The sequence below is a fragment of the Streptomyces sp. RLA123 genome (genome assembly GCF_056270165.1).
In genome coordinates this window covers 4,394,023-4,420,054 of sequence record NZ_JBWDOR010000003.1, presented here as the reverse complement: position 1 = coordinate 4,420,054, position 26,032 = coordinate 4,394,023, and the positions used below count along the sequence as shown (strand labels likewise).

Genomic DNA, 26,032 nt, shown 5'->3' with positions numbered 1-26,032 from the left:
ACGCATCATGTCGAAGCCCCATACCCCCCACTTCCCGGGCGGCCCCGCCTCCCACCCGCATCCGGACGCGCACACCGAACAGCGCATCCGCACCTTCCACCCCCGTCGCGGCCGGGTCACCCACGGTCAGCAGGAGGCGCTGGAACGGCACTGGACGGACTGGGGCGTCGACATCGACGGCAGCCCGCTGGACCTCGGCGAACTCTTCGCCGGGGCCCGCCTCGCCCCGGACCGCCCGGTGGTCCTGGAGATCGGCTTCGGCATGGGCGACGCCACCGCGGCCATGGCCGCCGCCGACCCGGGGACCGGAATCCTCGCGGCGGACGTGCACACCCCCGGGCAGGGCAATCTCATCCGCCTCGCCGAGCGGAACGGCCTGTCCAACATCCGGGTCGCCAACGGCGACGCCGTCATCCTGCTGCGCGACATGCTCACCCCCGGCTCACTGGCCGGGCTGCGCGTCTTCTTCCCCGATCCCTGGCCCAAGGCGCGGCACCACAAGCGCCGCATGATCCAGCCGGAGTTCGTGGCCCTGGCCGTCTCACGGCTGCGGTCCGGCGCGACCGTGCACTGCGCGACCGACTGGGAGCCGTACGCCGAGCAGATGCTCGAGGTGCTCGCCGCCGACCCGCACCTCGTCAACGCCCATGGGGAGGGCTACGCCCGGCCGCGCCCGGAATTCCGGCCGATGACCAAGTTCGAGCGGCAGGGCATCGCCAAGGGCCATGTCGTCAACGACCTGCTCTTCACCCGCCGGTAGCAGCTGACAGCACCTGTTGACGTGCGGCGGGCACGGGGCGATCGTTGTGGCTCACCAGTGACGTTGTGCATAACACCGTCGCACGCCGCAACCACTCCCCCGTAAGGTCGATGGGTGTCCTCGTACTCGCATTCGCCCGACTCGCCCCTGCAGGGCCCGGCGGCCCACCCGGACGTCCCCGAGTACCAGGAACGCCGGCAAGAACCGAGTTTCACGCTGCCCGCGCCCGGCCAGTGGCGCTACAAGGCCCGCCGCCACTTCTGGGAGAACCGGACACTGCGCCTGGTGGTGCTCTTCTCGGTGCTCGCGCTGTGCGGAGTGATCATCCTGGCCCTGGTGCGTCGGCAGACCGGCACCGAGGGCTTCCTTGTCGGTCTCGTCCTCGCGATCCTGCCCGTGCCGCTGCTCGGCGGCGCCTTCCTGTGGCTCGACCGGGTCGAGCCCACCCCGCTGCGGAACGCCGTCTTCGCCTTCGCCTGGGGCGCGTGCGCCGCCACGCTGGTCGCCATCCTCGCCAACGAGTACGCGACCGAACTGCTGGCCTCGACCTTCACCGCCAGCCCCGCGCAGAGCGACAGCTGGGGCGCCACCTTCGTCGCCCCCTTCGTGGAGGAGAGCGCCAAGGGCGCCGCGATCCTGCTGCTCTTCCTCTTCCGCCGCCGTGACTTCACCGGCGTCGTCGACGGAGTCGTCATAGCCGGGCTCACCGCCACCGGCTTCGCCTTCACCGAGAACATCCTCTACCTCGGCTCGGGCTTCGCCGAGGACCAGGCGCTGGGCGGCGGGGGCGTCGGCCCCACCACCGCCGCGATGTTCGTGGTCCGGATCGTGATGACCCCGTTCGCCCACCCGCTCTTCACCTCGCTGACCGGCATAGGCTTCGGCATCGCCGCGACCGCCCGCCCGGGCCGGGCCCGCCGCCGGCTCGCCCCGATCGGCGGCTGGCTGCTCGCGATGACGCTGCACGGCACCTGGAACGGCTCCGCCTCGTTCGGCCCGCTGGGCTTCCTCGCCGTGTACGCGACGCTGATGATCCCGCTGTTCGGCCTGCTGATCTGGCTCGCGATCTGGTCCCGTTCCAACGAGCTCAGGACCATCCGCACCCAACTGCCGCTCTACGCGACGGCCGGCTGGCTGACCCTGCCCGAGCCGCTTGCCATCGGCTCCATGAAGGGCCGCTCGGTGGCCCGTGCCGCCGCCCGCCGCGCACAAGGTGCGGCCGCCGCCCGAACCGTTCGCGAGTACGTGTCCTTCGCCACCTCGCTGGCCTTCCTGCGGGCCCGCGCCAACCGGGGCGCCACCGGTCCCGACTTCCACGCGCGGGAACAGGAACTGCTGCACCACCTGTGGGAGCGCAAGGCCGTCGCCCAGCCGGCACTCACCCATGCGGCCCACACCATCCGCCCCCCGTTCCCGGTCGTGTACGCCTGGGGGCAGCGCCCTCCGGCCCCGTACGCAGCGGCGCCCTACGGGGCTCCGCAGTGGGGAGCCCCGCAGTGGGCGGCCCCTGGGTGGGTGGCGCAGCAGCAGTGGGGCGCTCCGCAGTGGGGGTCGGCCGCCTACGGGGCGACGGGTGGCTGGGGACAGCAGGTGCCGCAGCAGTCGCCGCAGGCCGCACCGGAGGGTCAGGCCCCGCCCCAGGCCCCGGCACCGTACTGGCAGCAGCCGCGCCCCTATCCGTACTCACAGGGCGGCCGCCACCGCTGATCCCGTGGCTCCGGGCCCCTGTGGCCATCGTCCGGCTGCTGTTGCGGGGGCCGCGGCCGGTGTTGCGATGACGAGGTGAGCCCCGACACGAGCAGCTCCAGCAGCTCGCCCAGCCCCCGCCACCGCCCTTCCGGCCGGACCAGCTGGAAGCGGATGGCGATCGCCCTCCTCCCGACCCTGGCCGTATCGGCCGTGCTCGCGGCCGGGACAGGCGCCGGAGCGGTACCGGTCTCACTCGCGATATCGCCGACGACCGCCACGCTGTCCGGCCAGGAGTTTCCAGGTGGCCGCGGACTCCCTGGAGGGCACGGGGTTCACCCAGTACCTCGCCGCCGACTCCTCCGCCGACTCCTCCGCCGGCGGCGACGTCCCCGTGGCCGTCTCCGCGATCGGCTCCGCCGAACTGCACAACCTGTGCCAGTCGGTGGTGAGCTCCGTCCCCGGCCTCGGCAAGGTCACCGTGCTGATCAAGGCCGGCGGCGGCAGCAGGCCCGTCCATGCCGACCAGCTGATCGTCGACACGGACGACCTCGCCGGTGACGCGACGTTCCACACCCTCCAGATCGGCACCGACGCCGGCCAACTGCCGGGCGACGGCCGCGCCAAGGGCCCGCCCGGCGCCTTCGGGCAGCAGTCCGACAGCGTCCGCATCGACCACCTGCGGCAGGCCACTCACTCGATCAGCGCCGCCACCTTCCAGCTCAACGACCTGGACCTGACCGTGAAGAAGGGCGCGCAACCCTGCTTCTGAGACGCGCTCTGACCCGAATGGGCGAGCGCGTACCGCCGTCGGAGTGATTGCCCCCGCGCACCGAGCCACCGATCAGACTGTCCGACGGTTGACCAGGCGTGCAGACCTCTGACGCCCGCTCCTCGGGCCGCACCAGCTGGAAGCGGCTCGCCCTCGTCATGGTGCCGACGCTCGCCACCGCGGGCGCTCTCGTCGCGACGATGGCCTCCGGCGCGCTGGCCACGTCCTTCGGGGTCTCCGCCACCTCCTTCCCGGTCGCCGGCGAGAGCTTCCAGATCGCCGCCACCCGCCTCGAAGGGGACGGCTTCGTCCAGTTCGGCGTCGTCGACCGCGGCCGCGACGGGGTCTACCCCGAAGCGCTGTCCGGCATCCGTTCCGCCACCCTCCATCACCTGTGCCAGTCCGTCGTCCAGAACGTCCCGCTGCTGGGGCCCGTCACCCTCCGGCTCACCTCGACGCCCGCCCACGCCGACCGCCTCATCGCCAACGCCCACGACCTGCGGGGCGACGTCGTCTTCCGCGACATCAACATCGGCCAGGACGCGGGCACCGTCCGCGGCGTCCCCGGTGTGCAGGGCACGCCCGGCACCTTCGCCGAGCAGGCCTCGTCCGTCACCATCGACGACCTGCGCCAGACCACGCGCTCCATCAGCGCGGCCACGTTCAGACTGCCGGACCTGCACCTCATCGTGCGGCGCGGCGACCACTCCTGCTTCTGAGGGGGCCCGCCGCCTTGATCCGGCCGAGGAAAGTCCGGTCCCGCTTCCGCTTCTGGCGCCGTTCCCGGCCCTTCTGGGCCGGCTTCTGGACCCTGCTCGCGGGCCTGGAGATCCTCTCCATCCCGCTCGCGCCGCTCTCCCTCATGATCCACGAGGGCATCGCGGGCGTCTCCGGCCTCCTCATGGGCGTCTTCCTGATCGTCCTCGGCCTGACGATGTGGTTCGCGCCGCACTACCGGACGTTCGCGGGCATCGCCACCCTGGTCTTCTCCGTCGCCTCCCTGGTGCTGTCGAACTTCGGCGGCTTCATGATCGGCTTCCTGCTCGGGGTGATGGGCGGCGCGATGGCCGTCAGCTGGGTGCCGTACGGCGACGGGAACGGCCGCTGGGGACGGGGACGGCCGGCGCCGGACTGGGGCGGCGGGGGCGGAGCGGGTCCGGCGGGCGATCCGGAGACCCCGGGGGAATCGGAAGGACCGGACGCACCGGGGGGATCGGGCGCACCGGGGGGCGATGTGCCGGAGCCGCCGCCCGCACCTCCTGCCGTACCGCCCGCCGCGCCCCCCGCCGAGCCGCAGCCGGGGACCAGCCGCAGCCTGCGGGCCGGCACCGTGGCCTGCACGCCGCGGCCGCGCACACACACCGTCACACGGTTGCGGGCCCTGGGAGTCATCCCGGTGGGCGGCGCACTGCTCGCCGGCGGGCTTCAGCCGGTGGCGCCGACCTCCGCGCACGACCACCGCACCGCCGACGGGCCGCCGTCCGGGGCGGAGGCCGCCCGGCGCGCGCACGAGGCGATCTGCGGCGTCCTGGACGGGCTCTACCACGCACGCCGTCCCACCGTGCACGGCACCGGCACGGCCAAGGAGGTCCGGGCGGGCCTGCACCTCGGCGTCGGGATCGAGGCACCCGTGCCGGTGCACGGGAAGCCGGACATCGGCCCGTCACCGAGGGCCGCGCCGGTGGCTCCCGTCGCCCCGGTGCCGTCGCAGCGCCGGGCGGCTACAGGGCCCGCGCCCTCCGCGTACCCGCCGTCCGCGTCGTCAGCGCCGCCGGCGTCCCCGTCGTCGTCCCCGTCGTCGGGTGGCGGCGGACTGCTCGGGGCGGTGTCGGACCTGCTGGGGCTGCGCCATGCGGCGCCCTCCACGCCGCCCGCGCCGCGCGCGGAGGAGATCCCCCGGCGCGCGGCGCCGCAGCGCGGACGGGAGGCCCGCGGCAGCGGCCCGGGGAAGAGGAGGCCGCAGCCGCCGCACGTCCCGGCCGGCATTCTGTCCGGCAACACGATCGCCCCGGACAGCCTGCTGGACCTGATCGTGCCCCGGCTGCCCTCCGATCGCGGCATGGACGCGCCGATGTCGCTGCTCCCACCACGCATCCGCATCGGAGGCAGCGCGCCGGGCTCCCCCTGGTGCCTGCCGCAGGTCTCGCTGGAACTGTCCATCGGCGCCGGGCGCTACCGCGGGACGGGTCTCGCCGCCGAGCGGCCGTTCCGGGTGCAGACCCCGCTGCTGGTGCTGACCGGGCTGACGTACCGCGGCATCACGGGCGTCCCCACGCGGCACGGCCCCGAACGCGTGCTGGTCTTCACCGCCTGGCGGGTCGACATCGCGAACCTGCGCCAGACCGCCGGCCTGCTCTCACCGGCCTGCGCCCGCGGCCGCGGCGAGAACTGGACGCCGCCCTTCCACGGGCTGCCCGGCCTCGCGCTGCCGCTGCTGGACATCGGCCTGCCGGGCATCGGCCACGTCGCACCCGAACCCGCGCCCTGGGCGCCCTGCCAGGGCGAACTGGAGACCGACGGCCGCCCCTGGAACACCACGACGGCCACCGGCCGTCCGGTCGTCCTGCTGACCCGGGTGCTGAGCGGCAACCTCCTCGGCCTGCTGCCCGTCACCTTCACCCCGGACATGCCGCCCCCGCTGCCGCCGGGGCTGACGATCCCGATCCCGCTGTTCTTCACGCAGGTCGTGACCTACAACCAAATGCTGCAGGCGAACCGGCTCACGATCCCGGGGCTGCACCAGTACGTGTCACTCCCCGGCCACTGACTGGCAGACGACCGCGCTCGCCAGCAGGAGGGCGGTGAGCGCGGTGACGACGAGGGCCTTGCGGACAACGGACATGGCATACCCCAGTGGAGCGTTGGACGGACAGACGGATGCAAGCAGGCGACAACCTATCGAAATCGCCCACACGCTCCGGATGACACGCCCTCGCCACCGCGCAGCCGCTAGGCAGAGGCCTGCTGCCCCCGCACCTCGATCCCGGCCAGCAACTCCCGCGTGGCCGCGGTCACCGCGTCCACGGCCTCCTCGAAGACCTCCCGGTTGTGCGCCGCCGGCGCCCGGAACCCGGAGATCTTCCGCACGTACTGCAGGGCGGCCGCCCTGATGTCCTCTTCACTGACGTCGGTCGTCATCGGCGGACGCAGCGTCTTGATGCTTCGGCACATACGACCAGTGTGCCCGGCCCCACTGTCACACCCACCCCGCTCGCGGCCGCCGGCCCCACCACCAGCCGCCCCCGCCGCCCGGCGCGTCGTCGTCCTCCGCCGTCAGCTCCATGTACCGGCCGTCGACCTCCCCCAGCGCCTCCCCGTACACCTCCGCCACCGGCCCCGGCAGCTTCCGCACCAGCCCGGCCACCCCGTCCCTGCACCCCAGTTCCCCCCGCTCCGTCTGCCGCCCCGCCTCCAGCCCCCGGACCAGCCGCTCCCACGCCTCCAAATGCGTGCGCGCCTCCCTCAGCGCGCTCCCCTCCACCTCCCACAACGCCTCGTCCCCCACCCCGTACGGCGCCCGCCGCAACGCGTCCAGCGCCTTCTCGAACCCATCGGTGACCGGGGTCTCGCTCGCACTCATGCGCCCATGCTGCGCCCGCGTGGCGCGACGCGCCCGCTGCGAAAAGGGTATTCACCCTGCCCTGCGGACCACGATTCAGCGACGAGACCCGACAGGTCACATCAGGACGCGCCTCGGGACATCCGCCCGGCCGCCACTGCGCCGGCGACCCGATGTGCCACATCTTCGGGCAGTTCGTGCTCCCAGAACCTCAGGACCGTCCACCCGGCCGCGCCCAAATGGGCCGTGGTCTCACGGTCACGTGCCATGTTCCTGTCGAGCTTCGCTCGCCACCATTCGGCGTTCGAGCGCGGACTCGTAGCGTGCAGCGGACAACCGTGCCAGAAGCACCCGTCGAGAAAAACCGCGACCTTCAGCTTGCCGAACGCGATGTCGATGCTCCTGCGCGGCATACCCGGAACGGGGACATGCACCCGATAGCGCAGACCACTGCCGTGCAGTATCCGGCGAACGGCCAGTTCCTGAGCCGTGTCGCGAGAGGTCTGCCGGCTCATGCGCGCCGCGACGCCCGGTGACGATGCTGCTATCGGGGGCATGGTTCCAGTATGGCTGCGCCGCCAACCCTGCATATGCGCCGGGCCGATGAAGCGCCAGGCGGCTAATCCTCGCCCGAGATCTTGTTGCAGAACTGCCGCTTGAAGGTTCCTGCACCACTCCTCGGGGCGACCTTGTGTCACCGCCCTGCAACATCACGTACCCCGTGATCCACTCCTCCCGTTTCCGGTGCATCTGCAGTTCAAGAACATCGGAGGAGTCCCCATGGAGCGAGCGAACGCCGTAGCGCGGCAGATTGCGGTGACCATCACCAGCGCGACCGCCCTGTTCGTGACGTCGGCCTCACCTGCGTCAGCCTCGGCAATTGGCTACGGGAAGGTCGCAGGCTACTGCTTCGACATGAAGGGAACCCAGATTTGCGTTCCGGCCACCACCATCGGGCACTTCATCCAAGGTTCGGGCCGCACCATCACACGTCAGGAGGCGTCCATTCAGGACACCCTCGGCGGAGACACAGCGGGCGGCCGGTGGTGTAACTGGCGCATCGACTGGCGCTACTCCGACACGGATGGCCGCACCTATCTCACGAGTCGGGGCCCTGAGCACCCCAAGTGCGCGTACGTGAGCTCGCTAGGCCGCATCGACACGACGCGACGGACGTTGAAGCACTACGGAAAGGCCTGCGCCGACTTCGTCGCGGGAGGGACCAGGCGCGGGACGCAGTGCCACAACATCATCGACTAGCAGGCCAGGAGCAGCACAATGAGTAATGCATTTCAGAGCGCCCTACGCAGCAGGTTGGTGCGCTGGCTCCTGGCCGTGACCCTAAGTTTCGTCGTAGCAGCGATCTTCGTACCGCTGTGCCTGGCATTGCTCCCGAGCGGTGTGCAGGATTCGCTCTCCGATGCCGCCGTCGGATGGATCGTCCTCATCGCCGGCGTGACGCTCAGCACGGTCGTCCTGTGGTGGACCTCGTCCCGCGACCGCGCTCAGGAACGCAACTAAGTCCAGGAAATACCGCATTCACCTCCACCCCATGCGCAACACCCGTGATTTGGGGACGCCCGGAGCCCGTGTCGGGGACTGTGGGCGGGCGTTGAAGCACTGACGGGAAAGTCCCGGTGCCTGGCAAGGTCACGGAGCAAGGCGGAATCCCCATGAGCGACAAGTCGTCGAACACGCGGCAGGGACGGTTGATGCGGTGGCTGCTGGCGGCGGGAGGCAGCTACGTGTGCGCGATGTTCGTCGTGCTGGGCGGGCTGTCGCTGCTGCCGAAGCACACGCAGACGTCGCTGTCGGAGACCGCCGTGGGATGGGCGGTCCTGGGGGTGGCGGCGGCGATCTTCGTGGGATTCGCGGGGCGGCGCAGCGGCAGGTCGTAGGCAGGACGGCCCGGCCGCCCGGTCTTATGCCTGCATCCAGGCTCGTGTGCCGAAAGAGGCGCAGGAGCGGGACGCGGTTTCTGCCGCGGAGCGGAGGATCGTGGTGAGGAGGGCGGGGGTGAGGCGGGTGGGGACGTGGGCGAGGAGGGCGTGGGCGAGGGCGCCGTGGAAGATGTCGCCGGCGCCCAGGGTGTCGGCGACGGTGGTGAGGGCGGGGACGGGGACTTCGCCGTCCTGCCACAGGACGGGGAGAGGGCCGCGGGTGATGATCGGCCAGCGGACGCCGGCGCCGCGGAGGAAGGCCAGGACGTCGGCGGGGGACGACGTGCCCGGCGGGCGGAAGTCCGCGGAGCAGACGGCGATGTCGATGTAGGGGAGCAGGGACGCCGTGCCCGGGCGCCAGCTGCCGGCGTCGAGCAGGGTGGGGATGCCCTCGGCGCGGCCGTACCGGACCGCCGGGAGGGCCAGGGCCGGATGGTGGGCGTCGACCAGGGCGAGGTCGGCGGAGGCGACGAGCGCCTGGAGATCGCCCGGGGGTGACGGCGGGGACGTTCCAGGCGGCGCGGTGGCGTTCATGGAGGCGACGGCCCGGTCGCCCGTGGACGCGGTGACCAGGATCGTGGAGACGGCCGGCGGCACCGGGGAGTCCGCGGTCAGATTGAGGACGGCGACGCCGAGCGCCGCGAGGTCCTCGTCGATCGCCGCGGACAGCGGATGCCCGCCGAAGGCGGTGAGCAGGACGGCCTCGCCCCCGAGGTGCGCGAAGGTCGCCGCGGCGTTGGTGGCGGGCCCGCCGGCCGCGATGAGCTGGGCCGAGGCGGTCAGCTTCTCGTTGGGTGCGGGGACGTGGTCGACCCGCGTGATGACGTCAAGTGTGCAGAGGCCTACGAAGAGCGCGCGCATGGGCGCATAGTGGCATCGAGGGGTACGGGAGGGGAGCCATCCCGTTTACGCGCCTCCTACGGGTGGGGGTGCACCATTTTTCCCGTACCCCCGACGCGGAGTGCTCACGGACCACTACGCTGTGTGCGCAGCAATGGTGCGCGGGGAATGCCGTAAGCAGGAGGACCGCATGGGGAACGCGCGACCAGGTGGGGCAGGTCCGGCGGACGTCGAGGTGGTGCTGACGCGGGCACAGAACGCGTTCGAGATCGACGACGTCGTGCTCGAGCGGCTGGAGACCGCGCTGATGGGCTGCACGGAGCTGGCGTCCTTCCGCCAGCGCAAAGGGCCGCCGCGGCGGCTGAGCCGGCGCACGCTGCGCCACACGTTCCTGCTCGCCGACGGCGGCACCCAGGTGCTGTGGGAGATCGAGCACAACACCGGCCCCGGCGACGACCCGCTGTACGAGGTGTACGCCGACCCCGAGGTGCTGATCGCCGCGCAGCACGTGATCGACCTGCGTTTCGGCGAGCCCGCGCCGCAGGAGCTGGAAGCGGAGGCCGCGGAGTGGCTGGCCCGGCTGCCGCGGTTCGGGGCGGAGCCGGTGCCCGGCCCGAGGCAGTACGAGCGGGAGGACTCCGCGGAGCACGCCTGGCGGGTGCTGCGGCGCGCCGAGAACAGCGACGCTCCCTGCGATGAGCTGCGGGCGCGGCTCGGCTCCGCGGTCGGTCACGACATCGCGTACGTCACCGGCCGGCACACCCGTATCGGGACCGGCCGCGTGGTGGGCTGGACGCTGTACGAGCACGCGTTCCTCCTCGCCGGCGGCGAGGAGCTCAGCCTGTGGGAGGTCGAGCACACCATGACGCCCGACGGGCGGCCGGTGTGCGAGGTCTACGCGGACGAGACGGTGGCCTGCGACTCGGCGGACGTACGGATGGAGGCGCTGTAGCGCCTCTCCCGGCCCCGGCCGTGGCGCCGCGCGTCCCCCGGGCGCGCGGCCATCTCCCGTTGCGGGCGCTCCGCAGCCGGGGGAAATTGGGCGTAGAGGGAAACGGGAGGTTCCCATGACGGTCCTGGCGGAGGTCGAGTTCCCGGGCGTGACGGCCCTGCAGTACGAGGAGGCCAATCACCGCGCCGGATTCGGCCCCGAACATCCCCCCGCCGGGCTGCTGGCCCACGCCGCAGTGATCACCAACGACGGTCTGCGGATCGTGAACGTGTGGCATTCGGCCGAGGCGCTGGAGGCCTATCTCGTGATCATGATGCCGGCGGCCAAGGAGTCCGGGTTCCCGGAACCGAGCGGCCCGCCCCGGGTCTCGGAGCTCTACAACTTCCTCGTCCCGTAGGTCACGGGCTCACAAACGGGCCGGCGGCCTGGTGTCGGGGGTGTCACCAGGCCGCCGGGGTCCGTGCGTACGACGCTAGCGTCGCGTCGGATCAGGGCTTCATGCCCATGCTGCGCAGCCACGGCATCGGGTCGATCGGGTCGCCGCCGCCGGGGCGGACCTCGATGTGCAGGTGCGGGCCGGTGACATTGCCGGTCGCGCCGACGCGGCCGATGGTGTCGCCGGTGGAGACCTTGCCCGAGGTGACCAGCATCGAGGAGAGGTGGCAGTACCAGAGCTCGGTGCCGTCGTCGAGGGTCAGGATGATGCGGTAGCCGTACGAACCCGCCCAGCCGGCCTCGGTGACGGTGCCGCCGTGGATGGCCTTGGCCGGGGTGCCGGTCGGGGCGGCGAAGTCCTGGCCGGTGTGGGTGTTGGCCCACAGGGAGCTGGACTGCCCGAAGCTCGCGGTGAGCGTGTACGAGGTCAGCGGCAGGGTGTAGCTCTTGGCGAGCTCGGCCAGCCGGGCGGCCTCGGCCTTCTTCGCGGCGGCCTCGGCTGCCTGCTTCTTGGCCGCGGCCTCCACGCGTACCTGCTGCGCGGCGGCGGCCTTGGCCGCCTTGTCGGCGGCCTCCCGCTGCGCGGCGGTTCGCGCGGCCGTGTCGGCGGCGTTCCGCTGCTGCTGGGCCTGGTCGAGGATCCGGGCGCGCAGCGCCTCGCCGGCCTTCGGGGTCAGGGCCTCGGCAACGGGCTTGGCAACGGGCTCGTCGTCCAGCAGGGTGCCGATCCCGGGGACCTTGGACACCTCGGGCAGGTTGGGGAGGGAGACGGGGAGCGGGCTCTTGCCCTCGGCGGTCGCGACACCGCCGACGCCGAGTACGGCCACTGCCGCGACGCCGAAGACCGCCGAACCGCGGCCCAGCGTGCGCTGCTTGGCCACCCGGTGCCGGCCGCGGACGGGCGCGGTGGACTCCTCGGTGGGGTTCCACGGTTCGGTGGCCGGCTCCGGCTCGCCGAACGGGGACAGGGGCTGCGCGGCGTACGCGTCCGGGGTGGCCGCGTCGTGGGCCGCGTCGGCTTCATGGGTGCCGAACGCCTCGTCGACGAAGGCCGCGGACTCGACCGCGCTGCGCGGCTCGGGCACGGGAGCGACGGGCGTGAACGGCGCTACGGGTCCGGTGACCGGCGCGGGAGCCGCGGCGAGTGCTTCCTCGACCCAGCCCGCGGCGAAGTTCCACTCCGCGGTGTCCCAGCCGTCTATCGCGTTCTTCTTCGGCGGAGCCTGCTCGGCGGCCGGGGGATTCCACCCGGCGGCCATGTTCCACTCTGCGGTGTCCCACTCGGGGTTGGTGTACCCGGCCTCTTGTCGTAGTTGTCCGGGTATCAGGGCAGGCTCGTTCGACGCCACGCGGGCGCGCTCCTTTCCTTCCTTCTCGCCTACCGGGTTAGCTGACGGGTTCGGAGCAGGAAGGTCTCCTACGAGGGCCGTGACGGCCCCCGATTCACCCCAGGAAGTGGTTCCCCGGTTCCCGCGGACGGGATTCGGCAAGCGCACGGCGCCGCCCTGGCGGGCGACGGGTGACCGCGCTGCGTTATCGAACGTTAATAGAGGCGGCACCCAATTCCAAGCCGCTTCGGCGAGTTCACACCGGGAATCTATGGGGATTTACCGGGCAGATCGTCGCATTCCGCTGTGACTGCCGTGACCAACGAGAGATGTGAGTGTGCATCAGTCGTTATGCGGAAGGGAGCGCTCTGCTCACGAGGAGTGAAGGTCACCCCGGACCCCGGCCGCCCAACACCCGTTCCCGGCGGGCGCCGAGACAACGCGCGGCAAGGTCCGCACCACCGCCCGGCGAGGGACTGCGGTGCACTTCACGCCACTGGCGGCGAGCAGAAGAGGCTCGGCGGGGGCCGCCGTACGGGCTCCCGGCGGAGCGCGGCGCACGCCATGGAGGGGCCGGGCGGCCGGCGACGGCGGTGAAGGTTTCGGCACCGCGACCCCCCGGGGCCCCACGTGCCCCACGACGGGGGCCGTGACGCTCGTCACCATTGACACCACCCGACGCCGCGTGCTTGCCGCACGATGACATGGAAACCCCTCTGAAAGCAGGGCAATTCCGGTCGCCGCGGCGGACCCTGAGGACTCAACGGACGCTGATGTGCCGTCATCCACAGCGGCACGGCCGCATCGTTGCCCCAGCCGCCGCCCGCCCTCACGGGACGGCTCGGGAGGCTCGGCCGGAGCCGGGTCCCGGGCGCCCGGGGCCTCCACGCCCCCTGTGCGACGGCCGCGCGGGTGCGTCATCATGCCCGAGTACGGCGGATTCGCCCGATCTTGGAGGCTCGCATGAAGCTGGGCAAGGCACTGGCCAAGGGCTACGCGGAGGAGACCGGCGACGAGCAGCCCGGTGTCGCGAAGGAGATCGACGTCGCGACGGCCGTGACGGCCCGGACGGCCCCGGCGACGGACGTCACGGCGACGCAGGAGCCCGAGAGCGCCGAGGCCGCGGTCCGGTGAGGTACGGACGCCGCTTGCCGGAGGAGCGGCCGGCAGTGCCGCCGACAGGCTGGAAGCTGGCGTTCCCGATGCTCTCCGCGGACGGTACGCGCGTCGGCTTCCGGGGCGTCTCCCTCGGCGGGCGCATCGTGTACGACGTCCTGGACGATGCCCGGTGCGGCTACGGGAGGCGGCACCCCAGCCCGGCCCGGGGCTGCGACTGCGGCTTCTACTGCCTGCACACGGCCGCCGAGGCGCAGGCGCTCACCTGCGCCACGGACTGCGGCGACGCGGTGATCCTCCAGGTCAGCGTGCTGGGCGCGTACACCCGCTACGAACGCGGCATGCGCTATGCCCGGCAGCGGGTGCGCACCGTCCGCATGGCGGCCTGCCGCTGCGGCCGCCCGGCGCGGGTCTTCGTGCGCGATGGTACGGGCCTGCCGGGCTGGCGGGCGCTCCAGGCCGGCTGCCACGTCTGCACGGCGGGCCTGCGGGTACTGCACCCGGCGGACTTCGGCCGCCTCGCCGGCCCCGGCGTCAACGTCACCGGCGAGGCCCCGCAGCCCGCCGGCACTCCTCCGCTGCGCCAGGAGCTCGCCGCCGAGGCCGCGGCCCTGCGCGCCCGCCTCGACCACTTCCAGGAACGCCTCCGCCACCTGGAGGAAGGCGCCTAGACCCCTCCCGGGGGTGTCGCGCCGTCCTGCCCGCCGCCCCCGCGAGCCCGCGACCTGGGCGGGGACGCGGGGCCGGGCGCGGGTATGACCGGCCGCCCATACTGGAGGACATGGAGCACAACGCCGAGCTCAGGGAGTTCCTGCGGACCCGCAGGGCGCGGCTGAGCCCTCAGGACGCGGGGGTGGCGGTCAGCGGCACGGCGCGCAGGGTGCCGGGGCTGCGGCGCGAGGAGCTGGCGCGGCTCGCCGGCGTGAGCACCGACTACTACACCCGTTTGGAGCAGGGCCGGCACCAGAATGTCTCCGACGCGGTGCTGGACGCCGTGGCCCGGGCCCTGCGCCTGGACGCGGGCGAACGGGCGAACCTCTTCGAGCTGGCGCGGCCGCGCCGCGCCGCCCGCCGCCCGCCGCACCGGCCGCAGCGGGTCCGTCCCGAGGTGCACCGCGTGCTCGACCTGCTGGAGGGCCGCTCGCCGGCCCTGGTGCTGGGACGGCACGGTGACGTACTGGCCTCCAACCGGCTCGCCCGCGCGCTGATCACCGACTTCGACGCGCTCCCGCACCGGGACCGCAACCTGGCGCGCTTCCTGTTCCTCGACGGGGCCGCGCGGGACCTGTACCGGCAGTGGGCGGCCTACGCCGCGGAACTCGTCGGCGCCCTGCGGGCGCAGGCCGCGCGGTACCCCGACGACCCGGGACTGACCGAGCTGGTCGGCGAACTGACCATAAAGAGCACCGAGTTCCGCGACTGGTGGGCCGACCAGGGGGTCCGGGAGCGGACCCATGGCGTGCAGCACTACCACCACCCGGTCGTGGGCGACCTGACGCTCGCCTACGAGAACGTCGTCTTCCCCGCCGACGCCGACCAGGCCATGTGCATCCACACCGCGGAGCCCGGCTCGTCCTCCGAGGCCGCGCTTCAGCTGCTGGCCACCTGGACCGGCGACGAGGCACTCCGCAACGGCGTCCCGCACCACGAGCGCGACCACCGCTGACACGCGGAAGGGGGCGGTGCCCGCCGGCACCGCCCCCTTCCGCGTGATGACGCGACCGTCAGTCGTCGGCCTGGGCGCCGCTCAGGCGCATCCGGACGATCTGCGGGTCGTGGTCGCTGGCCTGGTCGGCGAACTCGGCGTTGATGTGCACGACGTCGTAGTCGAAGCGCCGCAGGTCGGGGCTGAGCAGGATGTGGTCGAGGGACTGGGAGTTGCCCTCGTACACGTAGGTGTAGCGCTGCTCGGCCGGGAGGGTGGTGAGCAGGTCGTTCAGCACACCGCCCGAGGTCAGCGTGGACAGGGCGTCGGAGAACTCGTAGTCGTTGAGGTCGCCGAGGACCACGACGCGCGCGTTCTTGTCGACGTCCAGCAGCGACTTCACGAACGAGTTGACCTCGGTGGCCTGCTGCTTGCGCTGAGCCTCGGAGGAGCGGTTGGGCTGCTGGTTCTTGCCGTGCAGGGGCTCGTCGCCGCCCTTGGAGTTGAAGTGGTTCGCGACGACGATGACCTGCTTGTCGTTGAACTCGAACTCGCCGACCAGCGGCTTGCGGCTGCTGCTCCACGCCGTGCTCGTGGGGTCGATCCGGCCGGGCGAGACCGAGAGCCGGACGCCCTTCTTGGTCTCCACGGGCGCGACCGAGGTGGAAGCGTCGCCACCCGGACGGTCCTTGAACTCCACGCGGTCGGGGTTGAACAGGAAGACCTGGCGGATGTTGCCGCCGGGCTCACCGCCGTCGGTGTCGTTCGTCGGGTCGATCGAGCGCCAGTCGTAGCGCGGGCCGCCGGCGGCGACGATCGCGTCGATGAACTTGCGCACGGTCTGGTCGGCCGCGACGGTGCCGTTGTCGACGGCGCCGTTGTTGTCCTGGATCTCCTCCAGCGCCACGATGTCGGGCGAGGACAGGTTGGTGACGACGCCCTCGGCGAGCCGCGCGAACTTGTCGGCCGGGTCGGACGGGTCGAGGTTCTCCACGTTGTACGTGGCGACCGCGAGCTCGGCGTCCTTCTGCTTGCGGGTGACCTCGCGCTTCAGGCCCGAGTCGACCCGGGTGCCCACGGTGGTGGCCTGGAGGTTGTAGCCGCCGAAGCTGTCGTAGTCGATGAGGCCTGCCGTGTCGCCGGTGAAGGTGTCGCCGACGTTCGCGGCCGGGACCGGGGCGCCGCTGTTCAGCGACATCACCTTGATACGGCCGGTGTTGGGCTGCGCGTACGAGCCGTAGACGGTGCCTCCGCGCTCGGAGGGGTTCTCGTTCGGCTTCAGCGTCAGCCACACCTCGCCGTACTCGTTGGTACCGCCGACGACCCGGCCGCCGGTGAAGCGGGCGAGCTCACCCTCGTGGGCCTCGTAGAAGTCCAGGGCGAAGACGTCCGGCTGGAGCGGCAGGTTCTCGATGCTGCCACCGGCGGCGTCCGGCCCGTAGGCGTTCGGGACGGTGGTCTGGTCGAGGCGGACCGCGGCGGGCAGGGTGTTGCCGCTGGAGAGCACGGCGGCGGTCGGCCCGGTGATCTCGGTGAGCGACTGCGTGCCGGTGCCCGGGTAGTACTCGGAGACCTTGCCGGTCACCAGCACCTTGTCGCCGACCGCGACGGTCGGGTTGGCGGAGCCGGTGTAGACGAAGACGGCCTCGCTGGTACGCGGATCGGCGTCGGCGTCGGCATCCTGGATCCAGTAGCCCTTGGAGCCGGTGGTGCGCACGCCGGTGACGATGCCGGGCACGTTGGTGACGGTCTGGCCCTTGAGCGGGGAGACCCGGGTGGTGCCCTGGATGTCGTGGACACGAGTGGCGCCGGGCTCCGCCGGACCGCCGTCACCGGGGTCGCCCGGGTCGCCGCCGGGGCCGCCGGGGGTCTGGCCTGCGGAGTTGACCGGGCTCGGGTTGCCGGCGGTCAGGTCGGCCGCGTTGTTGTCGGTGTCGGCCAGGGAGGAAGCGCGCGACACGGAAGCGGTGTTGCTCGCGCCGGTGACCGGGCTGCCCTCGCGGACGGTGGCGGTGCCGTAGCCGACCACGTCCACGATGCGCGTGTCGGCGGTGCAGTCCGCGGCGGTGAGGCAGGTCAGCGGGGTGGTGCCGGAGACCAGGGCGATGGTGCCGGTGGTCCCGCTCATCGCGATGTTGCCGCCGGCGTCGGCGGCCGGGAGGGCGGTCGTACCGCCGGTGCCCGCGGCCTCGGAGACCAGGAAGTGGCCGCCGGGGGCGATGGACCCGGTCAGCGGCGTCACGCCCCACTTGGAGGAGGCGGAGGGCGAACCGGGCAGGTACTGCACGCTGTAGCCGGAGAGGCTGTACGCGGTGGTCCCGGCGTTCGCGAGCTCGACGAAGTCGTTGGTCAGCGTCGCGCCCGAGTTGCCGCCACCGCCGTAGACCTCGGCGACGACCGCGGACGAGGACGGAGCCGCGTGGGCGGCGGGGAGTCCGGTCAGGGCGACGGAAGTGGCGATTCCCGTCGATATGAGAGCGAAGGCCGCGGTGCGGCTGCGGGACCGGCTCGGTCTTGCGATCGGCACGAGGGTTCTCCTTCAACGGCCGCCGGCCCGACGGATTCGGGCCAACGCGCAGCGGATCGCCTTAAGTTACGCGCGTAGAAACGGGCAAGACAAGGTAGGTCCGGTGAAATCTGGAAGTCGCCCCCCAATTCGATCACGACACCGAACGCGCGGACAGACCTACGGACATGACCCGGCCGTCCGACGGCCGGCGCGAGGTGTTCAGGCGCGGGGGCCCCGATCGGCCACTATCCCTGCGGAACGCGTGGGCGGCAGCGCCGCTCGGACGGAGCCGGACCGGCAGCCGCGCCGCGGCGTCCGGTGGAGGAGCAGACCCCAGGCCCGCGATCCCCGAGCTCGACGCGAAGAAGGTGACGCCTGTGACGCATGTGACGTGTGTGACGCAACCTCACCGCCCTTATGCGTAGTCAGTAAGTCGTAAGGCTCTTACGGGCGTGCGGTTCGGGGTGTGAGGCGGTCGTGCTGACATGGTGAAAACCGGACGCGGAATAGCCGTGCTCACCGCTGTGGGGGCCGTCACCGCCCTGGTGCTCGGGCTCTCCGGGGTGGGCCGGGCGCCGGAGACCACCGAGGGCACGACGCCCGCTGACGCGGCGGAGCACCCCACGATCGACAGGACCAGAGACCGCGCCGAGAAGACCGCGAAGCCCTGGGACGGCAAGACCCGGGTCATCGGCGACGGCTCCACCGCCTACACCGGCCCGCAGCCCGGCCAGCTCGAACCCAAGAAGCTCGAACCCGGAGAGAAGCCGCCGCAGTTCGTCGTCTTCTCCTGGGACGGCGCCCTGCAGAACGAGGACCACCTCTTCTCCCACTTCCGGAGGGTGGCCCAGGACACGCACGCCCACATGAGCTTCTTCCTCACCGGTATCTACCTGGTGCCGGAGTCGAAGCGGGCGCTGTACCACCCTCCGCAGCACGGCGTCGGCAGCGCCGCCATCTCCTTCCCCACCGACGAGCACATCAGGCAGACCCTGGAGCAGCTGCGCGGCGCCTGGGAGGACGGCGACGAGATCGGCACCCACTTCAACGGGCACTTCTGCGGCGCCAAGGGCGGCGGCGACTGGAGTGTCGCGGAGTGGAAGAGCGAGATCAGGCAGGCCTACTCCTTCGTGGAGCGCTGGAAGACCCACACGGGTTACACCGACATCGACCCGCTCCCCTTCGACTACGCCAAGGACGTCGTCGGCGGCCGCGCCCCCTGCCTGGAGGGCCAGAAGAACCTGCTGAAGGCCGCGAAGGACTTCGGCTGGCGGTACGACGCCAGTTCCCCCGGCGACTTCCAGATCTGGCCCGCGAAGAAGAACGGCATCTGGGACTTCCCTCTGCAGCTCGTGCCCTACGCCGACAGCGACTTCCAGGTGCTGTCCATGGACTTCAACTTCCTCGCCAACCAGTCGGGCGACAGCACCGAGGGCGACCCCGCCCTGTACCCGAAGTGGGAGCGCAAGACCCGCCAGGGCTACCTCAACGGCTTCCAGCGCGTCTACAACGGAAGCCGCGCCCCGCTGTTCATAGGCAACCACTTCGAGACGTGGAACGGCGGGGTGTACATGAAGGCCGTGGAGGACGTCATGCGCAACGTCTGCGTCCGCAGGGACGTGCGCTGTGTCTCCTTCAAGGAGCTCGCGGACTGGATGGACGCCCAGGACCCCGAGGTGCTGAACAAACTGCGGCTCCTCGACCCCGCCCAGGCACCGGACTGGACGACGTACCTGAAGTGACACGCGGGGCCGCCGCCGGGCCGGCCCGCCCCGGGCCCGTGCGGGCTCACCCCTCGCCGGACATGACCCGCGTCCACACCCGCGTCGGGCTGATCAGGGAGACCCCGGGGCCCTTCAGCTCGACCAGCTCCTGCTTCTTCGGGTCCACCCGGAAGAACGCCACCGCCGTCGACACCTCGCCGCGATAGCCCGCGAACCAGGAGGCGACGGGGCCACCGATCCACTCGTCCTCCGCGACGCCCGGTTTCCCGGCGGCGCCCGGGCCGGCCGCCGCGGCGGCATGCCCCGCACCGTGGTCGACCGAGTCGCGCAGCCCCTCGGTCACCGTCGCCGCGGTCCTCTCCGCCAGCACGCGCGTGCCCTCGGCCGCCTGCCGGAAGACCACCGCGCCGTGCCGGTTGATCCGGTCCACGGAGAACGGCTCGATGTGGACGCCCCCGTCGGCGAAGGTCCCGTACGCACTCGCCACGCGGATCGGACTCGGTGTGGAGTTGCCGAGCGAGAACGCCGGTACCCGCGCACCCATGCTGGTGCCCAGCATGCCCGCGCGGATCGCGGTCGCCGTCACCCGGTCCAGCCCCACGTCCATGCCGAGCTGCACGAAGGGGGTGTTGACGGAATTGGCCAGTGCGTCCCGCAGGGAGATCTGCCCCCAGGAACGTCCCGCGTCGTTGGCGCCCTTCACCACCCGTCCGCCCCGGTCCCAGTACGGCCCTTCCGGGGTGCGGATCGTCACCTTGTCGTCGCCGTCGTAGAGAGTCGAACCGTCGACCGGTGTGCGGTCCTCGCCGCGCTGCTTCAGGACACCGTTCTCCATACCCGAGGCCAGCACGAAGGGCATGAAGGTCGTGCCCGACGGAACGATGGCGATGTTGGCGTCGTTGAAGCCCTGCTCCAGATAGCCCGGCCCCCCGTACAGCGCCACGATGCGCCCGCCGGTGGTCACCGAGGCCGCCCCGGCCCGCACGTGGACCGTGCCCGGGACCGCCTTCAGCTCCTTCTTCACCGCCGCCGCCAACGCGGTCACCCTCGGCTTCTCGAAGGTGGTGTGCACCTGGTAGCCGCCGAGGTCGAACTCCTGGTCCGAGATGGGCGAGTGGGCGCTGACGTAGGCCCGCGCCGTGTCCACGAGATAGCCCGTCTGCCCGTCCAGACCGACCGACCTGGGCGGCTCGTGCGGCTCGGGGAAGGTGCGGTAGGAGGCGCGCTCCCTCCGCGACAGGTGGCCGGTCTCCACCATCCGGTCCAGTGTCCAGCTCCACCGCGCCACGGCCCGCTTGTGGTTGGCCTTGCTCACCGCCGGATCGTAGAGGCCGGCCCCCTTGAGCAGGGAGGCGATGAACGCGCCCTCGCTCGGCGTCAGTTCCGAGGCGTCCTTGCCGTAGTACGCCCAGGAGGCCCGCTCGATGCCGTAGGCACCGCGGCCGAACCAGCTGGTGTTCAGATATCGCTGCAGGATCTCGCGCTTGCTCATCTTCTTGTCGAGCTTGATCGCGATGAAGACCTCGGAGAACTTACGGGTGAAGGTCTGGTTCTGGTTGAGATAGGCGTTCTTCACGTACTGCTGGGTGATCGTGGAACCGCCCTGCGTGTCACCACCGCCCGCCATGTTCAGCGCGGCGCGGCCGATGCCGCTCATCGAGACGCCCGAGTCGTTGTAGAAGGTGGCGTTCTCCGCGGACAGCACCGCCCACTGGACTTTCTCCGGGATGGTGTCCAGCGGCATGTCCTGACGGTTGACCGGCCCGGTCCTCGCCATCTCGGATCCGTCGGCCCAGTAGTAGATGTTGTCCTGCTGAGTGGCGAAGTCGTTGAGGCGCTTCGGTATGTCCGTGGCCGCGTAGGCCACGCCCACCACGGTGGAGATCCCGGACAGGCCGAACAGCACCAGCCCCAGGACCTGCCGCCATGAGGGCACCCAACGGCGCATCCCCGTCCGCCCGGGACGCGGATACGCCGGGCGCACCCGGAACGCGACACGGCGCGCGGCCTTCACCTGCGGCAGCGAGCCCCTCGCGTCCGCCAGGATCAACGGCCGTTCCGTCGCCGCCTTCCGGCGCCTCGGCAGCTTCACGCGGTATCTGTTCATGGGTCCCCCCGCGCGCATCGGGGCGCGCTGCTTCCCGCGGTCTTCGGCTCTGCCCCCTGGGAACGAACGTACATCGCACAAACGCGTGTACGACGAAGGCACGCTCTTCGCGCACGTCCCGTCCGGAAAACGCCCGTGGGGGCACTTTCCCTGGCCGGAAAGTGCCCCCACGGTGTTGCGGCATACGCCGCCGCGACTCGCCCTCGCGCCGCGGTCAGGCCCGCGCCGCGGCGACCGCCGCGCCCAGCGCCTCCTTGATACGCGGCCCGAGCCGGGCGAACCCGAGTTCCTTCATCGCCGCACGGAGCAACTCGTCGTCCGTGCGCTCGACGCCGTCCGTGTCGAGCCACCGTACGAGCGCGGCCAACTCCTCCGGCGCGTAGGCCGTCACGGCCTTCCCCGCGACGATCGCCGGCTTCGCCGGCCGCACCTGGCCGCCCACCCCGGCCTCGGACGCTCCCGAGGCCGCCGCCTCGGGCTCCGCCGAAGCCACGGGCTGCGGGGCCTCGGGCTCGGCAACGGGTGCCGGGGCGGGGGCTTCTGCCTCCGGCTCAGGCTCCCGCTCCACCGGGGCCGTGGCCTCGGGCTCGGGCTCGGGCTCGGGCTCGGCTTCCGGGGCCACAGCCTCCGACTCAGCAATCCGGGGCTCCGGCTCGGAAGCCTCCGCCGCGGACTCCACCTCCGCCGCGGACTCCACCTCAGCCGCGGACTCCACCTCAGCCTCCGACTCAGCAACCTCCGCCGCCGCAGGCTCGGGCTCCGGCTCCACCGGGGCCGTGGCCTCGGGCTCGGCCTCCGCTTCTGCACCCTCCGCCGCCGTCTCCGGCTCGGGCTCGGGCTCGGGCTCCGCAGAGGTCACGGCCTCAGTCTCCGGCTCGGAGGGGGATGCCTCCTCAACCTCGGGCTCCGCCGGGACCACGGCCTCGGGCTCGGCTTCCGGGGCCACAGCCTCGGGCTCGACCTCCTGGGCCACAGCCTCCGGCTCGGAAGCCTCCGCCGCAGACTCGACCTCAGCCTCTGCCGGAACCGCAGCCTCCGGCTCAACCTTCGCCGGGACCACAATCTCCGGCTCGGCGACGGCCTCGGGCGCGTCGTGCGGCGTCTCAGGAGCAGTCTCCGGCTCGGCCGCCTCAACGTCGTCCGCGGGTGCCGCCTCCGGCTCGGGGGCTTCCGCCGTCGGCTCGGGCTCCACCGGGGCAAGGGCCTCAGGCTCGACCACGCCCTCCGGCTCAACCTCCGCCGCGACCACAGTCTCCGGCTCGGCGACGGCCTCGGGCGCGTCGTGCGGCGTCTCAGGAGCAGTCTCCGGCTCGGCCGCCTCAACGTCGTCCGCGGGTGCCGCCTCCGGCTCGGGGGCTTCCGCCGTCGGCTCGGGCTCCACCGGGGCAAGGGCCTCAGGCTCGACCACGCCCTCCGGCTCAACCTCAGCCCCGGCATCCGCATCCGCATCCGCCGACGGACGGGGCGCGGGGACGGACGCTGTGCCGGCAGCCGCGGGCTCGCCCAGGAGGCCCGTGAGGGCGGCGGGGTCGGTGCGGTGCTCCGTGAGCTCCGCAAGAAGGCCGGTGAGGCCGCCCTCCGTGAGGCGGTCACGGGTGGCACGGAGGGTGGGGAGGCGGAACAGGGTGCCCTCGTCCGCAGCAAGACGCTCGAGGAGGCCGGTCAGTTCGGCGAAGGGGAGGGCCTCGAGGCCGCCCTCCGATCCCAGCAGGCGGCCGAGTTCGCGCAAGCCCTCGACGGCCGCCTGCGACGCGCGGGCGCCCTCGTCGAGGAAGTCCGCGTCGGCGGGGAGGGCCGGGCGGCCGGGGACCTCGAGGGCGGCCCACTCGGCGCGGTCGGCGGAGGTCGCGGTCAGCGCGGCGTGGAGGGCGTCGCGCCGGGCCCGTCCGGAGGCGAGGGCGCGCGCCCGCTTGCCGGGGGCGCGGCGGCGCAGCCAGGACAGCTTGAGGCCGCGCTCGCGGCGCCACGCGCCGTTCGCGGTGGCGGCGATCAGGTCGTCGAGGTCGTCGTCGGACAGCCCGTACGCCTCGGCGCTCAGCGTCCGCAGCGTGGACCGCACGCGCAGCAGCAGCGCGACGATCCGTTCGGTCTCCTCCACGGTGGCGGGGGCGTCGAAGTCCGTGCCCTCGCCGATGCGGCTCGCGGCCCTGACGACCGCGGGCAGGTCACGGACGCGCAGTTCCGTGAGAACGGTGGAGGCGGCGCGCGCCTCCTCGGGGCCGCCGATGGTCTCCGCGGCGGCGTACCAGGCGTGGGTGGCGGCGGTCAGCGTGAAGCCGCCGAGGTCCGCGTACCCACGCAGGTCGTCCCGGAGTTCGGGGCTGAGGGTGGCGAGGTCGGCGGAGCTGTGCAAGGAGGGTGCGGTCATATGAGGTCCGGTTCCTGGCAAGTGCGATGGGCGTCGGCGCAAGCGTGGCGGGACGAGCCGCGCGGCGGCGCTCGCGGTTGCCCCACGATACGGGCGCGCTCCACCCCGGCGCACACGCCCCGTCCGTTACGGAACCCGGCCTGCGCCCCGGACCCGGGCCCAGTCGGTACGCCCGTGCGAACTGCCGCCGCAGGACGGGCAATCCGTCCCGTACGCCCGACGGTGAGCGATCCGTCCCCATTGGGTCACGGCCCTGTCACCGGGTTCATGGCGACATGCCCGTGCATGCGCCGCTCTGAGACGTTTGCCCCCACACGCACCAAGACTCAGGGGGACACAATGTCGCAGCCTCAGTACCCGCCGCCGTCCGGACCCCCGCAGCCGGGATGGGCCGCACCGCCCCCGGCGCCCCGGAAGTCCGCCGCGGGGAAGATCATCGGATTCGGATGCCTCGGCATCGTGCTTCTGTTCGTCCTCATCGGGATCGTCGCGGTCGCGGCGAGCGGCGGTGGTGGTGGTGGTGGTGACGACCCCAAGCCTGGGGCCGGCAGGGCATCGACCGACGCACCCGCGGGGAACGACGACGACAGCACGCGGGAAGCGACGGGCCCGACGGGCGACGTGAAGCTCACCGCGTGCGAGATCGAGGCCTTCACCACGTGGCCGAGCGCGAAGCTCACCATCACCAACCGCAGCTCGAAGACGTCGAACTACATGGTGCAGGTCGAGTTCGTCGACGCGAAGGGCACGCGGATCGGCGAGGGTTTCGCCGCGACGAACAACCTGCGCCCGGGCCAGATCGCCGAGGAGCAGGCGCAGGGCGCGGCGGAGGTCACGGGGAAGGTGACGTGCCGGGTGACCGAGGTGACGCGCTACGCCTCCTGAACGGGCCGCCTGCCCCCGCGCCCGGAAAACGGGCTGCGGCCCCACCGGCGAAAACCAGTGGGGCCGCATTCACGCAGGACAGCGGCGGCGAGACCGACCGCCTGCGGGTAGGCCGTGTGGGACTCGAACCCACAACCAATGGATTAAAAGTCCTGGGGTTTCACTCCAGCGCACTCCGGCTACTCCGGGAGGCTCCAGGAACCGCAGGTCGGCGAGTCTCGCTCTCCGGGGGACTCCGGTAATTCTGAGTCCCGCCGGGACCTCAGTTCACGCATCGTTCACGCAACTGGGGGGATCCGCACGGGGGCTGACCTGCGCTTCTATTGTCCCGCACTACTCCCCCATTGTCAGCCCCCAGCCCTATGCTGGTGGTCCCATCCAACGCTTGGCAGCTCGGGTGTGGAGAGCAGAGGGCCGGTCCTGTGGCGGGGTCGGCCTTCGTCGTATCCTCAAGCGTCATCACGGCCCAGGGCCCCACCGGGCGTGGGCCGCATGCCCGCTACCCCCTCTGTGGCTTGCCGAGGATGACGGCCGTCGCTCATACGCCTTTGAGGGAGACATGCGCACGCACGCCTTCACGTCCGTCCTCGCCCCCGCACTGCTCGCGGGCCTCACCGCATGCAGTGGCCCGTCGCAGTCGGCGACGGCCACAGACAGCGTCCCCCCGTCCCCGCCCGCGACCTTGGCCACGCGCAGCCCCTCGGCGGCTGATGCGGTGAGTGTGCCGATGCCCATGTTCATCGGTGGCAACGTCAAGGGGGCGCTCGATCAACTCGGGCCCGATGCTCAGGTGAGGATCAACGACGCCAGTGGGCGGCACCGCAAGATCGATGACCCGTCCACCTGGAAGATCTGCACCGCGGTCATGGATCCCGGCCAAGTCGCCGTCTTTGGCGCGGTGATGACGAACGAGCACTGCTGAATCTGTCACGTATTTCGTTGTGAGCACGACGAGGCCCCCACCGCCTGAGGTCTGCGGTGGGGGCCCGTTGCCGTCTGCCTCCCGTGAAGCTTGCCGTCGGAGGCAGACGGCAGGTCAGCGGGGGCCGGTGTGGAGTGGTGCCGGTGCGCGGCCAATACAGGCCTGCGCGTCGGCACAGACGACGAGGATGCCGCCGGGGCCGGACCCGGTCTCCACCAGGTAGGAGATGCCGTTCTCGGTGTACGTCTGGCAGCGGGCGCATGTGCCAGCGATGCGCTCGTGATCGTTGGCACATCCGCTCACGCATCGCTCACGCAAGGCCCCCGCGAACGGGCTGCGGCCCCACCGGCGAAAACCAGTGGGGCCGCATTCACGCAGGACAGCGGCGGCGAGACCGACCGCCTGCGGGTAGGCCGTGTGGGACTCGAACCCACAACCAATGGATTAAAAGTCCACTGCTCTGCCAGTTGAGCTAACGGCCCGC

24 protein-coding genes, 1 tRNA gene and 1 riboswitch are annotated in these 26,032 nt (G+C 71.9%); of the genes, 16 read left to right on the top strand and 9 right to left on the bottom strand.

Translation table 11 applies throughout. The features are described from left to right. Positions 1-7: 7 nt before the first annotated feature. The 5 genes from trmB (at position 8) to RV983_RS20130 (ending at position 5,985) form a co-directional block, all read left to right on the top strand. A complete protein-coding gene (gene trmB, locus RV983_RS20150; RefSeq protein WP_475987152.1) occupies positions 8-760 on the top strand; it encodes a tRNA (guanosine(46)-N7)-methyltransferase TrmB in 753 nt (250 codons plus the stop codon). A 114-nt stretch (positions 761-874) separates the two neighbouring features. Beyond that, positions 875-2,467, top strand: a complete 1,593-nt coding sequence (locus RV983_RS20145) for a PrsW family intramembrane metalloprotease (protein ID WP_475987151.1) — start codon at positions 875-877, stop codon at positions 2,465-2,467. Between the two features lie 283 nt (positions 2,468-2,750). Continuing rightward, a complete protein-coding gene (locus RV983_RS20140; protein WP_475987150.1) occupies positions 2,751-3,218 on the top strand; it encodes a DUF6230 family protein in 468 nt (155 codons plus the stop codon). 98 nt (positions 3,219-3,316) lie between these two features. Further along, the gene (locus tag RV983_RS20135; RefSeq protein WP_475987149.1) at positions 3,317-3,937 is read left to right on the top strand and encodes a DUF6230 family protein; all 621 of its coding nucleotides are present in this window, start codon (positions 3,317-3,319) and stop codon (positions 3,935-3,937) included. A 14-nt stretch (positions 3,938-3,951) separates the two neighbouring features. Beyond that, positions 3,952-5,985 (top strand): DUF6114 domain-containing protein, encoded by a 2,034-nt coding sequence (locus tag RV983_RS20130; protein WP_475987148.1) that lies wholly within the window; start codon positions 3,952-3,954, stop codon positions 5,983-5,985. Between the two features lie 182 nt (positions 5,986-6,167). On the opposite strand, the gene RV983_RS20125 is transcribed toward RV983_RS20130, so the two are convergent. From RV983_RS20125 to RV983_RS20115, 3 genes are all read right to left on the bottom strand, one after another. After that, the gene (locus RV983_RS20125) at positions 6,168-6,389 is read right to left on the bottom strand and encodes a DUF2277 domain-containing protein (RefSeq protein WP_360900586.1); all 222 of its coding nucleotides are present in this window, start codon (positions 6,387-6,389) and stop codon (positions 6,168-6,170) included. A gap of 25 nt (positions 6,390-6,414) precedes the next feature. Next, the gene (locus tag RV983_RS20120) at positions 6,415-6,798 is read right to left on the bottom strand and encodes a hypothetical protein (protein WP_475987147.1); all 384 of its coding nucleotides are present in this window, start codon (positions 6,796-6,798) and stop codon (positions 6,415-6,417) included. A 101-nt stretch (positions 6,799-6,899) separates the two neighbouring features. After that, positions 6,900-7,292 (bottom strand): very short patch repair endonuclease, encoded by a 393-nt coding sequence (locus RV983_RS20115; protein ID WP_475987146.1) that lies wholly within the window; start codon positions 7,290-7,292, stop codon positions 6,900-6,902. A gap of 265 nt (positions 7,293-7,557) precedes the next feature. Here RV983_RS20115 and RV983_RS20110 point away from each other — a divergent pair, with 265 nt between their 5' ends. The 3 genes from RV983_RS20110 to RV983_RS20100 all read left to right on the top strand — a co-directional run bounded on the left by RV983_RS20110 (position 7,558) and on the right by RV983_RS20100 (position 8,675). Further along, positions 7,558-8,037, top strand: coding sequence for a hypothetical protein (locus tag RV983_RS20110; RefSeq protein WP_475987145.1), 480 nt, complete (start codon positions 7,558-7,560; stop codon positions 8,035-8,037). 75 nt (positions 8,038-8,112) lie between these two features. After that, the gene (locus RV983_RS20105; RefSeq protein WP_475987144.1) at positions 8,113-8,298 is read left to right on the top strand and encodes a hypothetical protein; all 186 of its coding nucleotides are present in this window, start codon (positions 8,113-8,115) and stop codon (positions 8,296-8,298) included. Positions 8,299-8,450: 152 nt separating this feature from the next. Continuing rightward, positions 8,451-8,675, top strand: coding sequence for a hypothetical protein (locus RV983_RS20100; protein WP_475987143.1), 225 nt, complete (start codon positions 8,451-8,453; stop codon positions 8,673-8,675). A gap of 24 nt (positions 8,676-8,699) precedes the next feature. On the opposite strand, the gene RV983_RS20095 is transcribed toward RV983_RS20100, so the two are convergent. Further along, positions 8,700-9,578, bottom strand: a complete 879-nt coding sequence (locus tag RV983_RS20095) for a PfkB family carbohydrate kinase (protein ID WP_475987142.1) — start codon at positions 9,576-9,578, stop codon at positions 8,700-8,702. 169 nt (positions 9,579-9,747) lie between these two features. Here RV983_RS20095 and RV983_RS20090 point away from each other — a divergent pair, with 169 nt between their 5' ends. Both RV983_RS20090 and RV983_RS20085 read left to right on the top strand, forming a co-directional pair. Further along, positions 9,748-10,509 (top strand): DUF6227 family protein, encoded by a 762-nt coding sequence (locus tag RV983_RS20090; protein WP_475987141.1) that lies wholly within the window; start codon positions 9,748-9,750, stop codon positions 10,507-10,509. Between the two features lie 115 nt (positions 10,510-10,624). Then, on the top strand, positions 10,625-10,906 hold the full coding sequence (locus RV983_RS20085) for a hypothetical protein (protein WP_475987140.1): 282 nt from the start codon (positions 10,625-10,627) through the stop codon (positions 10,904-10,906). A gap of 91 nt (positions 10,907-10,997) precedes the next feature. On the opposite strand, the gene RV983_RS20080 is transcribed toward RV983_RS20085, so the two are convergent. Beyond that, positions 10,998-12,293: a M23 family metallopeptidase gene (locus RV983_RS20080; protein ID WP_475987139.1), complete on the bottom strand. Its 1,296-nt coding sequence runs from the start codon at positions 12,291-12,293 to the stop codon at positions 10,998-11,000. Between the two features lie 11 nt (positions 12,294-12,304). Then, positions 12,305-12,443, bottom strand: a riboswitch (cyclic di-AMP (ydaO/yuaA leader). Between the two features lie 792 nt (positions 12,444-13,235). Between RV983_RS20080 and RV983_RS20075 the strand changes: the two genes are divergently transcribed. The 3 genes from RV983_RS20075 (at position 13,236) to RV983_RS20065 (ending at position 15,054) form a co-directional block, all read left to right on the top strand. Next, entirely contained in the window at positions 13,236-13,406 is a 171-nt protein-coding gene (locus RV983_RS20075; protein WP_475987138.1) for a hypothetical protein, read from the top strand. A gap of 35 nt (positions 13,407-13,441) precedes the next feature. Continuing rightward, positions 13,442-14,059, top strand: a complete 618-nt coding sequence (locus RV983_RS20070) for a hypothetical protein (protein ID WP_475987137.1) — start codon at positions 13,442-13,444, stop codon at positions 14,057-14,059. A gap of 110 nt (positions 14,060-14,169) precedes the next feature. After that, a complete protein-coding gene (locus RV983_RS20065; protein WP_475987136.1) occupies positions 14,170-15,054 on the top strand; it encodes a helix-turn-helix domain-containing protein in 885 nt (294 codons plus the stop codon). Positions 15,055-15,112: 58 nt separating this feature from the next. On the opposite strand, the gene RV983_RS20060 is transcribed toward RV983_RS20065, so the two are convergent. Next, positions 15,113-17,560: an endonuclease/exonuclease/phosphatase family protein gene (locus RV983_RS20060; protein WP_475987135.1), complete on the bottom strand. Its 2,448-nt coding sequence runs from the start codon at positions 17,558-17,560 to the stop codon at positions 15,113-15,115. Between the two features lie 467 nt (positions 17,561-18,027). Here RV983_RS20060 and RV983_RS20055 point away from each other — a divergent pair, with 467 nt between their 5' ends. After that, positions 18,028-19,284 (top strand): polysaccharide deacetylase family protein, encoded by a 1,257-nt coding sequence (locus RV983_RS20055; protein ID WP_475987134.1) that lies wholly within the window; start codon positions 18,028-18,030, stop codon positions 19,282-19,284. A 46-nt stretch (positions 19,285-19,330) separates the two neighbouring features. Here RV983_RS20055 and RV983_RS20050 read toward each other — a convergent pair whose 3' ends face one another. Together RV983_RS20050 and RV983_RS20045 are read right to left on the bottom strand one after the other, a co-directional pair. Then, entirely contained in the window at positions 19,331-21,373 is a 2,043-nt protein-coding gene (locus RV983_RS20050; RefSeq protein WP_475987133.1) for a transglycosylase domain-containing protein, read from the bottom strand. Positions 21,374-21,587: 214 nt separating this feature from the next. Continuing rightward, positions 21,588-23,741: a hypothetical protein gene (locus RV983_RS20045; RefSeq protein ID WP_475987132.1), complete on the bottom strand. Its 2,154-nt coding sequence runs from the start codon at positions 23,739-23,741 to the stop codon at positions 21,588-21,590. Between the two features lie 339 nt (positions 23,742-24,080). Between RV983_RS20045 and RV983_RS20040 the strand changes: the two genes are divergently transcribed. Further along, on the top strand, positions 24,081-24,626 hold the full coding sequence (locus tag RV983_RS20040) for an FxLYD domain-containing protein (RefSeq protein ID WP_475987131.1): 546 nt from the start codon (positions 24,081-24,083) through the stop codon (positions 24,624-24,626). Between the two features lie 559 nt (positions 24,627-25,185). Beyond that, the gene (locus RV983_RS20035; RefSeq protein WP_475987130.1) at positions 25,186-25,548 is read left to right on the top strand and encodes a hypothetical protein; all 363 of its coding nucleotides are present in this window, start codon (positions 25,186-25,188) and stop codon (positions 25,546-25,548) included. Between the two features lie 409 nt (positions 25,549-25,957). Here the strand turns inward: RV983_RS20035 and RV983_RS20030 are convergent. Further along, positions 25,958-26,030, bottom strand: a tRNA-Lys gene (locus tag RV983_RS20030). Positions 26,031-26,032 lie beyond the last annotated feature (2 nt).

Bases quoted from the DNA above. Each gene is read 5' to 3' on its own strand.
- trmB (WP_475987152.1), top strand. From the start codon at position 8: ATGTCGAAGCCCCATACCCCCCACTTCCCGGGCGGCCCCGCCTCCCAC.
- RV983_RS20125 (WP_360900586.1), bottom strand. From the start codon at position 6,389: ATGTGCCGAAGCATCAAGACGCTGCGTCCGCCGATGACGACCGACGTC.
- RV983_RS20120 (WP_475987147.1), bottom strand. From the start codon at position 6,798: ATGAGTGCGAGCGAGACCCCGGTCACCGATGGGTTCGAGAAGGCGCTG.
- RV983_RS20115 (WP_475987146.1), bottom strand. From the start codon at position 7,292: ATGAGCCGGCAGACCTCTCGCGACACGGCTCAGGAACTGGCCGTTCGC.
- RV983_RS20110 (WP_475987145.1), top strand. From the start codon at position 7,558: ATGGAGCGAGCGAACGCCGTAGCGCGGCAGATTGCGGTGACCATCACC.
- RV983_RS20100 (WP_475987143.1), top strand. From the start codon at position 8,451: ATGAGCGACAAGTCGTCGAACACGCGGCAGGGACGGTTGATGCGGTGG.
- RV983_RS20095 (WP_475987142.1), bottom strand. From the start codon at position 9,578: ATGCGCGCGCTCTTCGTAGGCCTCTGCACACTTGACGTCATCACGCGG.
- RV983_RS20090 (WP_475987141.1), top strand. From the start codon at position 9,748: ATGGGGAACGCGCGACCAGGTGGGGCAGGTCCGGCGGACGTCGAGGTG.
- RV983_RS20085 (WP_475987140.1), top strand. From the start codon at position 10,625: ATGACGGTCCTGGCGGAGGTCGAGTTCCCGGGCGTGACGGCCCTGCAG.
- RV983_RS20075 (WP_475987138.1), top strand. From the start codon at position 13,236: ATGAAGCTGGGCAAGGCACTGGCCAAGGGCTACGCGGAGGAGACCGGC.
- RV983_RS20065 (WP_475987136.1), top strand. From the start codon at position 14,170: ATGGAGCACAACGCCGAGCTCAGGGAGTTCCTGCGGACCCGCAGGGCG.
- RV983_RS20055 (WP_475987134.1), top strand. From the start codon at position 18,028: ATGGTGAAAACCGGACGCGGAATAGCCGTGCTCACCGCTGTGGGGGCC.
- RV983_RS20050 (WP_475987133.1), bottom strand. From the start codon at position 21,373: ATGAACAGATACCGCGTGAAGCTGCCGAGGCGCCGGAAGGCGGCGACG.
- RV983_RS20045 (WP_475987132.1), bottom strand. From the start codon at position 23,741: ATGACCGCACCCTCCTTGCACAGCTCCGCCGACCTCGCCACCCTCAGC.
- RV983_RS20040 (WP_475987131.1), top strand. From the start codon at position 24,081: ATGTCGCAGCCTCAGTACCCGCCGCCGTCCGGACCCCCGCAGCCGGGA.
- RV983_RS20035 (WP_475987130.1), top strand. From the start codon at position 25,186: ATGCGCACGCACGCCTTCACGTCCGTCCTCGCCCCCGCACTGCTCGCG.